Genomic DNA, 13,591 nt, shown 5'->3' on the forward strand with positions numbered 1-13,591 from the left:
GACAACAGCTGGCCGACAGGGCGCCCGCAGCCGCCGTACGGGTCACGGCCGCGCGTTCGGAACCGTTTCCGCGCTCTCCCACACGGTGAGGAACGCCAGCCGCAGGCACGCGGCGAGCGCCGGGTGCTCGATGTAGAGCGCGGTCGTCGCGCCGGTCCCGGCCACCGGGTCCGGCATGTCGCAGAGCACCAGCGACGCGTCGGCGACCACCAGCTTCAGCGGCAGCTCGGAGGTGAAACGGTGCTCCTCGCCCGCCGCGCCGAAGCGCCGCACGTTCTCCAGCACCTCCGTGTCGTCGAGCGAGTCGTGGGTGTAGATCGCCCGCACCGAGCCGCCCGAGCGGCGCAGCCGACGTACCACCTTGATGCCGGGGGTGTTCGCGGCCGGGGCGACGAAGGGCGGTTTGCAGAAGCTCAGCAGTTCGGTCTTGGCCTGGCCCTGGATGTCGGTGAACGCCTCGGCTATCGACTTGGGGTCGCGCAGGATCTCGACGTAGTCGATCGGCACGGTCTGCGTGCGGCCGTCGGCCCAGACCGGGACGAGGGCGGCGGTCAGCGCGGAGGAGACGCGGTCGAGGCGTTCGAGGGTCTCGCGCTGAAGGGCCATGAGGCGGGCGACGGCCAGTTCCGGCGCGACGGCCGAGAAGGTGGCGACCCGGCCGGGGTGCGCGGTGGCCAGCCGCCGCCGTACCAGCGTGTCGAGCACGTCGTACACCCGCTGCCGGGGTACGTCGGCCGCCCGCGCGACCTCCGCGGCGGTGTACGACTCGCGTCGCACGAGGGCGAGATAGACCCGCGCCTCGTACCGCGCGAGACCCAGCGCGACAAGGTCGTTGACCGGTTCTTCCTCCGTCTCCATGGCGCCACAACGTATACGGCGGAGATCGACTTGCGGAAGCGAGCCGGGGTCGGATCCAGGCCGATCCGAGGGCAACTCTTTGCCATTGGCCGGTAGTTACTTGGGCCCTCGGTCACTACGTTCAGCATCGGTCACCACTCAAGGTGGTGGCAGTCGGCAGTAGATGACATCCGGATCACCAGTGAACGTGCGCCACACGAAGTCCCAGGCGTCGCCGTCGCATGATCGGTTGTCATGACCTTGACATGAAGGTCGGCGGCGGACGCCCTCGGGAGCCGATCCCCCCATGGAGGGCAGTTCATTGAAGTCGTCACACCCCGGCCGGGCCAGACGGGCCGTCCGCCGCACGGCGGTAGCCGTACTGTCGGCGGCGGCTCTCGTCACCGGCGGTCTGCTGGCCACCGCGGCGCCGTCCGTCGCCAGCACCCCGGCGTCGGGCGCGGCAGCCACCTCCGCGTCGTCGAGCACGGCCGCGTCGTCGCACACCTCCGCGTCGTCGAGCACGGCCGCGAGCACGTCGTCCGGCGCGTCCGCGTCCGCGTCGTCGGCCGCTCCCACCCAGCGTCTGTGCGCCGTCCCCGCCAAGAAGGGCCAGATGGCCTGCATGGCGCTGACCCGTACCGACGTCGTCCACCACCTCGGCATCACCCCGAACGCCACCCCCTCCGGCTACGGCCCCACCGACCTCCAGAGCGCGTACGCGCTGCCGTCGTCCGCGGGCGCCGGCGCCACCGTCGCGATCGTGGACGCGCAGGACGACCCCAACGCCGCGGCCGACCTGAGCACGTACCGCGCGCAGTACGGGCTGCCGGCTTGCACCACGGCCAACGGCTGCTTCAAGAAGATCAACCAGAACGGCTCGACCACGTCGCTGCCGAGCGCCGACTCCGGCTGGGCCGGTGAGATCTCGCTCGACCTGGACATGGTCAGCGCGGTCTGCCCGCAGTGCCACATCCTGCTGGTCGAGGCCACCTCGGCGAGCATGGACGACCTGGGCACCGCGGTGAACCAGGCGGTCACGCAGGGCGCGAAGTACGTCTCCAACAGCTACGGCGGCAGCGAGGACTCCTCCGACACCACCGCCGACTCGCAGTACTTCAACCACCCGGGCGTCGCCATCACCGTCAGCTCCGGCGACGAGGGCTACGGCGCGGAGTACCCGGCCGCGTCCAAGTACGTCACCGCCGTCGGCGGCACCGCGCTCAGCCGGGCCAGCGGCACCACCCGCGGCTGGACCGAGTCCGTCTGGAACACCTCCAGCACCGAGGGCACCGGCTCCGGCTGCTCGGCCTACGACGCCAAGCCGACCTGGCAGACCGACACCGGCTGCGCCAACCGCACCATCGCCGACGTCTCCGCCGTCGCCGACCCGGCCACCGGCCTGGCCGTCTACGACAGCTACCAGGCGTCCGGCTGGCAGGTCTACGGCGGCACCAGCGCCTCGTCGCCGATCATCGCCTCCGTCTACGCCCTGGCCGGCACCCCCGCGGCCGGGACCACCCCCGCCTCCTATCCGTACTCCCACACCGGCTCGCTGAACGACGTCACCAGCGGCTCCAACGGCTCGTGCGGCGGCTCCTACCTGTGCACCGCGAAGGCCGGATACGACGGGCCGACCGGACTGGGCACGCCGAACGGCACGGCCGCCTTCACCAACGGCGGTTCGACCGGCGGCAACACGGTGACGGTCACCAACCCGGGCGCCAAGTCCACCGCGGTCAACACCGCGGCCTCGCTCCAGATCAGCGCCAGCGACTCGGCCTCGGGCCAGACCCTCACCTACAGCGCCTCCGGCCTGCCGACCGGTCTGTCGATCAACTCCTCCACCGGTCTGATCAGCGGCACCCCGACGGCGGCGGGCACGTACAACGTCACCGTCACCGCCACGGACACCACCAGCGCCTCCGGCAGCGCGTCCTTCACCTGGACGGTCACCGGGTCGGGCGGCGGCGGCTGCACCACCGCGCAGCTCCTGACCAACCCCGGCTTCGAGAGCGGCAACACCGGCTGGACGACGTCCTCCGGCGTCATCGACAACAGCACCGGCGCCCCCGCCCACAGCGGCTCGTACAAGGCGTGGCTGAACGGCTACGGGACCACCCACACCGACACGCTCTCCCAGTCGGTGACGATCCCCGCCTCCTGCACCAACGCCACCTTCACCTTCTACCTCTACGTCAGCAGCCAGGAGACCAGCACCACCACGGCGTACGACAAGCTCACCGTCGCCGCGGGCAGCACCACGCTGGCCTCGTATTCCAACCTCAACAAGGGCACCGGCTACGTGCAGCGGTCGGTCAACCTGTCGTCCTACGCGGGACAGACGGTCACCCTGAAGTTCACCGGCACCGAGGACTCCAGCCTCGCGACGTCGTTCCTGATCGACGACGCGGCGGTCAACATCAGCTAGTCCGTTGTCCGCCGGGGTCCTCCGGATCGGCGACACCCGGCGACGAGAGGGCTTCCCGCCCCGGCTCCTCAGGGGCGGGAAGCCCTCCCCGCCGCATCGGTGGCGACGGCACAGCGTTCGCCGTCGCCACTGCCAGGCGCTGGAGGTCGATGACGACCTTGCCCCGCACATGCCTGCCGGCCTGGAGCTCGGCCGCGCGGCGGATCCGCTCGACCGGGAAGGTCTCCGCGATCGGCACCCGGATCCGGCCCGCCGCGACCAGGCGGGCGATCTCCTCCGGAGCGCCGGGAGCCGCGTTCGCGCCGTTGGCCGCGGGCACGCCGTCGACCTGCGCGGCGATGGCGCAGATGCGACCGTCAGGGACGCCGAGTTCCCTGGCCGGCCGCCTGCTGGACCTGCTGATGGACGGCCTGTCGCCCGCCGCCCGACCGAGCCGCCCCGAAGACTGACCGGCGTCAGCCGCGCCGGCGTGCTACGCCGAAGACTGACCGGGTCAACTGCGCCGCAGCGCCGAAGGAATCGCGGGACCCGGGCCGGCCCCCACTGCCGACCCGGGGTCCCGCGATGGTGCCGATCACCGTACGTCGACGGTGATCTTCCACCCCGCGATGGCATGGCAGGACATGACACCGGGGGTGGCGCCGGGGCAGGCGTGCCGGAACCCGCTCAGTTCGGCGGTGCCCACCCGCGCGCCTCGGTAGACGCCGGGAGAGATCTCGGAGAGGGCGGCGCCCCGCTCGCCGGGCGGCCGGTCGCCGGGGGCGGTGGTGACCCGCAGGGTGCTGCCGACGCTCAGGCAGACCTCGCGGCCTTCGGCCCCGCCGCCGGGCGTGACCGTGACGTCGCCGCAGACCGGCCGGGTGCTGCTGTCGCTCGGATCGGGCGACCCGACACGTACGCCGCTCGCGGATCCGCAACCAGCCACCAGCAGTACGGCGGCGGCAGCGGCCAGTGTCCGAGCGCGCATCGTGTCCTCCTCCGGCGGCCGGTTCGGGGTCCGGTCATGGATGGGACGCAGCCGGACGCCACCGGGTTCCCTCCCGCTCGGAGGTCCGGGGGCGCCGTCGGGGACGCGGCGCGGGCCGCCTCGGGGAATGGGGGCCCAGGCGCGCTCGGGGGTTCGCTCAGCGCTCGGTGATGCGGCCGTCGGCGACCTCGACGCGCCGGGTCGTGTGCACGGCGTCCAGCATCCGCCGGTCGTGGGTGACCAGCAGCAGCGTGCCCTCGTACGCGGCCAGCGCCGCTTCGAGCTGTTCGATCGCGGGCAGGTCGAGGTGGTTGGTCGGCTCGTCGAGGACCAGGAGATTGACGCCGCGGGCCTGGAGCAGCGCCAGCGCGGCGCGGGTGCGCTCGCCGGGCGAGAGGGTCGCGGCGGGGCGCAGCACATGGGCGGCCTTGAGGCCGAATTTGGCGAGAAGCGTACGGATCTCGGCCGGATCCATGTCGGGCGCCGGGGCGCGGAAGGCGTCGAGGAGCGGTTCCTGCCCGCGGAAGAGGCCGCGGGCCTGGTCGACCTCGCCGACCAGGACGCCGGGGCCGAGCGCGCTGTGGCCCTCGTCCAGCGGGAGGCGGCCGAGCAACGCGGCGAGCAGGGTGGACTTGCCCGAGCCGTTGGCGCCGGTGATGGCCACCCGGTCGGCCCAGTCGATCTGGAGGTCGACCGGCCCGAAGGCGAAGTCGCCGCGGCGCACGCGGGCGCCGCGCAGGGTGGCCACCACGGCGCCCGAGCGGGGCGCGGCGGCGATCTCCATCCGCAGTTCCCACTCCTTGCGCGGCTCCTCGACCACGTCCAGGCGCTCGATCATCCGGTCGGTCTGCCGGGCCTTGGCGGCCTGTTTCTCGCTGCCCTCGGCGCGCGCCTTGCGGGCGATCTTGTCGTGGTCGGGCGCCTTGCGCATGGCGTTCCTGACGCCCTTGTCCATCCAGCCGCGCTGCATCCGCGCCCGCGCTTCGAGTCCGGCCTTGGTGTCGGCGTACTCGTCGTACTCCTCGCGGGCGTGTCGCCGGGCCGTCTCGCGTTCCTCCAGATAGGCGGTGTAGCCGCCGCCGAAGGTGCTGACCTGCTGCTGGGCGAGGTCCAGCTCCACCACGCGGGTGACGGTGCGGGTGAGGAATTCGCGGTCGTGGCTGACCAGGACCGTACCGGCGCGCAGGCCGCCGACGAATTTCTCCAGCCGTTCCAGGCCGTCGAGGTCGAGGTCGTTGGTGGGCTCGTCCAGCAGGAAGACGTCGTAGCGGCTGAGCAGCAGCGAGGCGAGTCCCGCGCGGGCGGCCTGGCCGCCGGAGAGCGAGAACATCGGCTGGTCCAGGTCGACGCCGAGGCCGAGCGAGGCTGCGGCCTCCTCGGCGCGTTCGTCCAGGTCGGCGCCGCCGAGCGCCAGCCAGCGGTCGAGTCCGGTCGCGTACGCGTCGTCCGCGCCCGGAGCCTCGTCCACCAGCGCCTGGGTGGCGGCGTCCAGGGCCGCCTGGGCGGCGGTGACCCCGGTGCGGCGGCTCAGGAACTCCCGCACGCTCTCCCCGCCCGGCAGCCGCTCGGGCTCCTGCGGCAGATGCCCGACGGTGGCGGTGGCCGGGCTGAGCCGCAGCGTCCCGTCCTCCGGCGTGTCGAGCCCGGCGAGCAGCCGCAGCAGTGTGGACTTGCCCGCGCCGTTGGCGCCGACCAGACCGATGACGTCGCCGGGGGCGACGACCAGGTCCAGGCCGGAGAACAGGACACGGTCGCCGTGTCCGGCGGCGAGATTCTTGGCGACGAGAGTGGCACTCATAAGAGAGCGGAGTTTATCGGGTGCGACGGGAGGCGGGCGAAAGGCTTCCACGGCGGACGGCGGAGGCTTACCCTCCGGTCGGCGGAGGGCTTGCCTCCGGTCGGGCCAAGGGCTGTCGCCGGGGCTCGCCGTGCCGCCGGGTCCGGCTCGACGTGAGGTGGGTGGCCGGTGCAGCCATATTGGCTGGTTGCCTTCTTACGCCGCCTTAACCTACGGTTGCGTAACTTACGTAGGCGTAGGTGCGAATCTCCGTTGCACCCGTAGGCCGTGCGTATGTGCCCGTGGATCCGTCCGCGGCGCCGTACGACCGACCGACCGCATGTCGCGTACGTACGTCCGTACGATCCGTACAGCCCGTGCGGGTCCCGTACACCCCCGTCCCATGTCCGTCCCCTCGCCCGTCCCCAGGAGCCCCCGTGACCTTGACCTCGCCCGACCGTGCCCAACCCGACGTCTGGAGCGACGCGACGCTGCTCTACGCGCTGGAGGAGGTCGTCGAGCGGGAGCTCAACCGGCACCTCGGCGTGGCCAAGGAGTGGATGCCCCACGAGTACGTCCCGTGGAGCGACGGCCGCAATTTCGACGGAATAATGGAGGGCGAAGCCTGGGCCCCCGAGCAGTCCAAGGTCACGGACGTCGGCCGGATCTCCCTCGTGGTCAATCTGCTCACCGAGGACAATCTGCCCAGCTACCACCACGAGATCGCGACACTCTTCGGCCGCGACGGCGCCTGGGGCACCTGGGTGCACCGCTGGACCGCCGAGGAGGGTCGGCACGCGATCGTCATGCGCGACTACCTGCTGACCAGCCGCGCCGTCGACCCGGTCGAGCTGGAGCGGTTCCGCATGCAGCACATGTCGGAGGGCTTCGAGCACGACCACCGGCACAGCATGGTCCACTCCGTGGCGTACGTCGCCTTCCAGGAGCTGGCCACCCGCGTCTCGCACCGCAACACCGGACACCAGTCGGGTGACCCCGTGTGCGACCGGATGCTCGCCAGGATCGCCACCGACGAGAACCTGCACATGGTCTTCTACCGGAATCTCCTGGCCGCCGCCCTCGAGCTCGCCCCCGACCTCGCCATGCGCGCCATCCGTGACGTCGTCGTCGAATTCCGCATGCCGGGACACGGCATGCCCGGCTTCGAGCGGGCCGCCGCCCGCATGGCCATCGGCGGCATCTACAACCTCCGCATCCACCACGACGACGTCCTCCAGCCCGTCCTGCGCCACCTCAAGGTCCTGGAGATCTCCGGTCTCGGCCCCGAGGGCCTCCAGGCCCAGCAGGAGCTCGGCCTCTTCATGGGCGGCCTCAACGAGCAGGCCACCCGCTTCGACGAGCGCCGCGAAGCCCTTCTCGCCCGCCGCGCCGCCCGCGCCTAATCCCCCTCGGGCCGCGCCCTACGACGTCCACCTCCCGAAGGTGATCGCTCTGGGGCGCGGCCCTGCACGGCTGTCTTACCGAGGTCGGCACGCCCGGTCTTTTCAGGGGCGCGGCTCCCGAGGGCCGTATGGGGCCTGGGCGGTACGCCCGGTCTTTTCAGGGGCGCTGGGGGCACCTCCCGGCCGGAGGCTGGGGGAGGAACTGCGCGACCAGCCAGGGACGAGGTGCGCGTCGCCACCGCCCCCAGCGGGGCACTTCGGCTGTCGCAGGGCCACCGACCCGGTGGGGGCTCGCCACGCAGTTCCTCGCACCCCTGACGGGGCTCGGCTCGGGTTGTCGCAGTGACACCGACCCGGTGGGGGCGGGAAACAATCATGCACGCATGCTTGATTGTTGCGGGCCCTGCCTGCCACCCTCGTGGCCATGGCCGATCCGCAGTCCGTCCGTACCGTCCTGGCCGATCTGAGAGCGGAGAGCGACGCGCTCGACGACGTGGTGGCCGGGCTGAAGCCCGAGGAGTGGGCGAGGCCGACACCGGCCGAAGGCTGGACCGTTGGGCACCAGATCGCGCATCTGGCCTGGACGGACGCCCAGGCGCTGCTGGCGGTCAAGGACGCGGAGGCGTTCGCCCGCGAGGTCGGCGACGCGGCGGCGCGGCTGGACTCGTATGTGGAGGACGGCGCCCGGGAGGGCGCGATGCTGGCGCCGCCGGAGCTGCTGGAGAGGTGGCGGTCGGGCAGAGCCCGGCTATGGGCGACCCTGACCGGCGAACCGCCGGGCAGCCGCTTCCCCTGGTACGGGCCGCCGATGAGCACGGCGTCGATGGCGACGGGCCGCCTGATGGAGACATGGGCCCACGGCGAGGACATCGCCGACGCGCTCGGCGTCGAGCGCACACCGACCCACCGCCTGTGGCACGTCGCCCGAATCGCCTTCAGGGCACGGGACTTCGCCTTCGCGGTGCACGGCCGCACCCCGCCCGGCACGGAATTCCGCCTCGAACTGACGGCGCCCGACGGCACCTTGTGGACCTTCGGCCCGGACGACGCCGAGCAGCGCGTGACCGGCCCCGCACTGGACTTCTGCCTGCTGGCGGTGCGGCGCAGGCACCGCGACGACGTGGCGGTACGGGCCCAAGGCCCGGACGCGGACGCGTGGTTGTCGATCGTGCAGGCATTCGCGGGCCCGCCGGGCAAGGGACGGCCGCCGCGCGGCGTCGCGGAGGGGAGCACGTCATGACCCAGGTCGACATACGCGGAGCGGACTTCGCCGAACGGCGGGCCACGATGCTGGAACGGCTGGCCGAGGTCGAGGCGGGGCACGCCGCCGCGCTGGCCGGTGGCGGCGACAAGTACCAGGAGCGGCACCGGAATCGCGGAAAGCTGCTGGCACGGGAGCGGATCGAGCTGCTGCTCGACCCGGACACACCGTTCCTCGAACTGTCGCCGCTGGCCGGCTGGGGCAGCGACTTCGCGGTGGGCGCCTCCCTCGTGACCGGCATCGGCGTGGTCGAGGGCGTGGAGTGCCTGATCACGGCCAACGACCCGACGGTGCGCGGCGGCGCCAGCAACCCGTGGACGCTGAAGAAGGCGCTGCGGGCGAACGAGATCGCCTTCGCCAACCGCCTGCCGGTGATCAGCCTGGTGGAGTCGGGCGGCGCGGACCTGCCCAGCCAGAAGGAGATCTTCATCCCCGGCGGCGCCCTCTTCCGCGACCTGACGCGGCTGTCGGCGGCCGGAATCCCCACGGTGGCCGTGGTGTTCGGCAATTCGACGGCGGGCGGCGCGTACATCCCCGGCATGTCCGACCACGTCATCATGGTCAAGGAGCGGTCCAAGGTCTTCCTCGGCGGGCCGCCGCTGGTGAAGATGGCGACCGGCGAGGAGAGCGACGACGAGTCGCTCGGCGGCGCCGACATGCACGCCCGGCGCTCCGGCCTCGCCGACTACTTCGCACGGGACGAGCCGGACGCGCTGCGTACCGCCCGGCGCGTCGTCGCCCGCCTCAACTGGCGTAAATCCGGGCCCGATCCGCGTCCTGACCCGCTGCCCCCCGTGTACGACGAGGAGGAGCTGCTGGGCATCGTGCCCGGCGATCTGCGCACCCCCTTCGACCCCCGCGAGGTCATCGCGCGGATCACGGACGCCTCGGCCTTCGACGAGTTCAAGCCGCTCTACGGGCCGAGCCTGGCCACCGGTTGGGCGGAGGTGCACGGCTATCCGGTCGGGATTCTCGCCAACGCGCAGGGCGTGCTGTTCAGCGAGGAGTCGCAGAAGGCGGCGCAGTTCATCCAACTCGCCAACCAGCGCGACATTCCGCTGCTCTTCCTGCACAACACCACCGGCTACATGGTGGGCCGCGAGTACGAGCAGGGCGGCATCATCAAGCACGGCGCGTTGATGATCAACGCGGTCGCCAACTCGCGCGTACCGCACATCTCGGTGCTGATCGGGGCGAGTTACGGCGCCGGGCACTACGGCATGTGCGGCCGGGCCTTCGATCCGCGGTTCCTCTTCGCCTGGCCGAGCGCCAAGTCCGCGGTGATGGGTCCCGCGCAGCTCGCCGGGGTGCTGTCCATCGTGGCCCGGCAGTCGGCGGCGGCGAAGGGCCGTCCCTACGACGAGGAGGGCGACGCCGCGCTGCGGGCGATGGTGGAGCAGCAGATCGAGGCCGAGTCGCTGCCGATGTTCCTGTCGGGACGGCTCTACGACGACGGCGTGATCGACCCGCGCGACACCCGTACGGTGCTCGGCCTGTGCCTTTCCGCCGTCCATGGCGCGCCGATCGAGGGCGCCAGGGGCGGCTTCGGCGTCTTCCGGATGTGAGGGGTCCCTTTCCGATGACCGATTCGAGCAGCGCTTCGCCGAGCGGGGGCTGCACCGCTGACGGGCAGTCATTTCCGGTGCGCCACAAGGACATAGGCTCCGTGCTGGTGGCCAACCGGGGCGAGATCGCGCGCCGCGTCTTCCGTACCTGCCGCACGCTCGGCATCGCCACGGTGGCGGTGTACGCGGACGCCGACGCGGACGCGGCGCACGTCGCGGAGGCCGACGCGGCGGTACGGCTGCCGGGGAACGCGCCCGCCGACACGTATCTGCGGGCCGATCTGCTGGTCGCGGCGGCGCTCGCGGCGGGCGCGGACGCCGTGCATCCGGGCTATGGATTCCTGTCGGAGAACGCGGAGTTCGCGCGTGCGGTCGAGGCGGCGGGGCTGGTGTGGATCGGTCCGCCGCCGGACGCGGTCGAGGCGATGGGGTCCAAGACGCGGGCCAAGGAGTTGATGGCCGCGGCGGGCGTACCGCTGTTCTCCGCGCTCGATCCGACGCGGGTCACGGCCGCGGACCTGCCGCTGCTGGTGAAGGCGTCCGCGGGCGGCGGTGGTCGCGGCATGCGGGTCGTACGCGAACTGGTCGCGCTGGAGAGCGAGTTGGCCGCCGCCAGGTCGGAGGCCGCGGCCGCCTTCGGTGACGGCGAGGTGTTCGTCGAGCCGTACGCGGAAGGGGCCAGGCACGTCGAGGTGCAGGTGCTGGCCGACGCGCACGGCGCGGTGTGGGTGCTGGGCGAGCGCGACTGTTCGCTCCAGCGGCGGCACCAGAAGGTGATCGAGGAGACCCCGGCGCCGGGTCTGGGCGACGAGGTGCGCCGTACGCTGCACGAGTCCGCCGCCCGCGCGGCGCGCTCGATCGGCTACACGGGCGCGGGCACCGTGGAGTTCCTGGTCGCGCGGGACGGGCGTCCGTACTTCCTGGAGATGAACACCCGTCTCCAGGTGGAGCATCCGGTCACCGAGTGCGTCACCGGACTCGACCTCGTGGCGCTCCAGATCCGTGTCGCCGAGGGGGCCGCGCTGCCGCCCTCGCCCCCGCGGCCGCACGGCCACGCGGTCGAGGCCAGGCTCTACGCGGAGGACCCGGCCCGCGGCTGGCAGCCGCAGCCGGGCGCGCTGCATCTGTTCGAACTGCCGGGCGTGGACGCCGAATTCGCCGTGAAGCCGGGGCTCGACGCGGGGTTGCGGCTGGACGCGGGGGTGAGCGGCGGCGAGACGATCGGCGTCCACTACGACCCGATGCTCGCCAAGGTGATCGCCTGGGCGCCGACCCGCGCCGAGGCCGTGCGCCGTCTCGCGTACGCGCTGGAGCGGGCCCGGCTGCACGGCCCTGTCACCAACCGCGACCTGCTCGTACGGGTGCTGCGGCACCCGGACTTCGCCGCCGCCCGGCTGGACACCGGCTTCCTGGAACGCCGTCTGGACGCGCTCATCGGGGCGTCGGCTGGGGCCACGGACGCGCCGGACCCGGCCGACACGGACGGCGATCCCGTGCGGTTCGCGGCGCTGGCCGCCGCACTCGCCGACGCGGCCGGGCGTACGTCGGCGCGCGGGCCGGTGCCGGTCCGGCTCGGCGGGTGGCGGAACGTTCCGTCGCAGCCGCAGGTGAAACGCTTCCGCAGCGAGCCGGACGGCCGGGAGTACGAGGTCGGTTACCGGCTCGGCCGCGCCGGTCTGGAGGCCACCGGCGCCGACGGGGTCCGGCTGGTATCGGCGTCGGCCCGGCGTGTCGTACTCGACATCGACGGTGTGCGGCGGGTGTTCGACGTCGCCGCTTACGCCGAACGGGTGTTCGTCGATTCCCCGTTCGTGTCATGCGCTTTGACCGCCCTGCCCCGCTTCACCGCCCCGGAGGATCTGACCCCGCAGGGTTCGCTGCTTGCGCCGATGCCCGGCACGGTCATCCGGATAGGTGAATTCTCGCCGGGCGACCGGGTCGAAAAAGGCCGCCCGCTGCTCTGGCTCGAAGCGATGAAGATGGAACACGTGATCGCCGCTCCCGCCACCGGGACACTCACGGAGCTCACCGCCGAGGTCGGCCGACAGGTCGACGTCGGCGCCGTACTCGCCGTCGTCAAGGAGGAAACCACGCCATGAGCACCGTTCAGGGAACCTTCGACAGCGCCTTGCTGGAAAGCGACGAGCGGCGCGCCCTGCGCAAGGCCGTCGGGGATCTCGCCCGCCGCTACGGTCGCGAATATTTCTCGGCCACCGTACGTGCGGGCAAGCACACCGACGAGTTGTGGCAGGAGGCGGGCGGCCTCGGATACCTCGGGGTCAACCTGCCTGAGGAGTACGGCGGCGGGGGCGGCGGTCTGGCGGAACTGTCCATCGTTCTGGAGGAGTTGGGCGCGGCGGGCTGCCCGCTGCTGCTGCTCGTCGTCTCCCCCGCGATCTGCGGCACGGTCATCGCCCGCTTCGGCACCGACGAGCAGAAGCGGCGCTGGCTGCCGGGGATCGCCGACGGCTCGCTGCGGATGGCCTTCGGCATCACCGAACCGGACGCCGGGTCCAACTCGCACCGCATCACCACCACCGCGCGGCGCGACCCCGACACCGGCGGCTGGCGGCTGACCGGCCGGAAGGTCTTCATATCCGGTGTCGACATCGCCGACGCGACACTGATCGTCGGCCGCACCGAGGACGCCCGCACCGGCAAGCTCAAGCCCTGCCTGTTCATCGTGGACCGGGAGACACCGGGCTTCGAATTCCGGCAGATCGAGATGGAGTTGGCCGCGCCCGAGAAGCAGTTCCAGCTCTTCCTCGACGATGTCGCGCTGCCCGCCGACGCGCTCGTCGGCGACGAGGACGCCGGACTGCTCCAGCTCTTCGCGGGGCTCAACCCGGAGCGGATCATGACCGCCGCCTTCTCCATCGGGATGGGCCGCTACGCCCTGGACAAGGCGGTCGAGTACGCCAAGTCCCGGCAGGTGTGGCAGGCTCCCATCGGCTCCCACCAGGCGATAGCGCACCCGCTCGCCCAGGCCCACATCGAGCTGGAACTGGCCCGGTTGATGATGCAGAAGGCCGCCTACCTCTACGACGCGGGCGACGACATGGGCGCAGGCGAGGCCGCGAACATGGCGAAGTACGCGGCGGCCGAAGCCGGTGCCAAGGCCGTCGACCAGGCCGTGCACACCCTCGGCGGCAACGGCCTCACCGCCGAGTACGGTCTCGCCTCGCTGCTGACCGCGTCCCGTGTCGGCCGGATAGCCCCGGTCAGCCGGGAGATGATCCTCAACTTCGTCTCGCACCACACGCTGGGACTGCCGAAGTCCTACTAACGACAGCCGCCGAGGAGGCGCCCGTGACCACCGCACCACTTCGCACCCGCGCCGCAGCGCCCTT

Annotated in this window: 9 protein-coding genes and 1 pseudogene; 6 read left to right on the plus strand and 4 right to left on the minus strand. The window is 72.1% G+C overall.

Annotated features, from left to right (window positions below; genetic code table 11):
* Positions 1 to 42 precede the first annotated feature (42 nt).
* Positions 43 to 858, minus strand: coding sequence for a helix-turn-helix domain-containing protein (locus tag ACFZBB_RS09020; protein ID WP_391119348.1), 816 nt, complete (start codon positions 856 to 858; stop codon positions 43 to 45).
* A 286-nt stretch (positions 859 to 1,144) separates the two neighbouring features.
* Here ACFZBB_RS09020 and ACFZBB_RS09025 point away from each other — a divergent pair, with 286 nt between their 5' ends.
* On the plus strand, positions 1,145 to 3,268 hold the full coding sequence (locus ACFZBB_RS09025; RefSeq protein WP_391119351.1) for a putative Ig domain-containing protein: 2,124 nt from the start codon (positions 1,145 to 1,147) through the stop codon (positions 3,266 to 3,268).
* A gap of 142 nt (positions 3,269 to 3,410) precedes the next feature.
* On the opposite strand, the pseudogene ACFZBB_RS09030 reads toward ACFZBB_RS09025, so the two are convergent.
* The 3 genes and pseudogenes from ACFZBB_RS09030 to ACFZBB_RS09040 all read right to left on the minus strand — a co-directional run.
* Positions 3,411 to 3,647, minus strand: a pseudogene (locus ACFZBB_RS09030) (zinc-binding dehydrogenase); the annotation flags it as partial.
* A 195-nt stretch (positions 3,648 to 3,842) separates the two neighbouring features.
* On the minus strand, positions 3,843 to 4,235 hold the full coding sequence (locus tag ACFZBB_RS09035; RefSeq protein WP_391119353.1) for a hypothetical protein: 393 nt from the start codon (positions 4,233 to 4,235) through the stop codon (positions 3,843 to 3,845).
* Between the two features lie 157 nt (positions 4,236 to 4,392).
* Complete coding sequence (locus tag ACFZBB_RS09040) at positions 4,393 to 6,033, minus strand: ATP-binding cassette domain-containing protein (RefSeq protein ID WP_391119355.1); 1,641 nt, start codon at positions 6,031 to 6,033, stop codon at positions 4,393 to 4,395.
* 416 nt (positions 6,034 to 6,449) lie between these two features.
* Here ACFZBB_RS09040 and ACFZBB_RS09045 point away from each other — a divergent pair, with 416 nt between their 5' ends.
* The 5 genes from ACFZBB_RS09045 (at position 6,450) to ACFZBB_RS09065 (ending at position 13,527) form a co-directional block, all read left to right on the plus strand.
* Positions 6,450 to 7,415, plus strand: coding sequence for an acyl-ACP desaturase (locus ACFZBB_RS09045; RefSeq protein WP_391119357.1), 966 nt, complete (start codon positions 6,450 to 6,452; stop codon positions 7,413 to 7,415).
* A 424-nt stretch (positions 7,416 to 7,839) separates the two neighbouring features.
* Positions 7,840 to 8,655: a TIGR03084 family metal-binding protein gene (locus ACFZBB_RS09050; protein ID WP_391119359.1), complete on the plus strand. Its 816-nt coding sequence runs from the start codon at positions 7,840 to 7,842 to the stop codon at positions 8,653 to 8,655.
* Positions 8,652 to 10,241, plus strand: coding sequence for a carboxyl transferase domain-containing protein (locus ACFZBB_RS09055; RefSeq protein WP_391119361.1), 1,590 nt, complete (start codon positions 8,652 to 8,654; stop codon positions 10,239 to 10,241). Before ACFZBB_RS09050 ends, ACFZBB_RS09055 begins: the two co-directional genes overlap by 4 nt.
* A gap of 101 nt (positions 10,242 to 10,342) precedes the next feature.
* A complete protein-coding gene (locus tag ACFZBB_RS09060) occupies positions 10,343 to 12,340 on the plus strand; it encodes a biotin carboxylase N-terminal domain-containing protein (RefSeq protein ID WP_391119363.1) in 1,998 nt (665 codons plus the stop codon).
* The gene (locus ACFZBB_RS09065) at positions 12,337 to 13,527 is read left to right on the plus strand and encodes an acyl-CoA dehydrogenase family protein (protein WP_391119365.1); all 1,191 of its coding nucleotides are present in this window, start codon (positions 12,337 to 12,339) and stop codon (positions 13,525 to 13,527) included. Before ACFZBB_RS09060 ends, ACFZBB_RS09065 begins: the two co-directional genes overlap by 4 nt.
* The last annotated feature ends 64 nt before the right edge of the window (positions 13,528 to 13,591 follow it).

Origin of the sequence: Streptomyces sp. NPDC008139 (assembly GCF_042957025.1) — a bacterium.
Classification (GTDB): Bacteria; Actinomycetota; Actinomycetes; order Streptomycetales; family Streptomycetaceae; genus Actinacidiphila.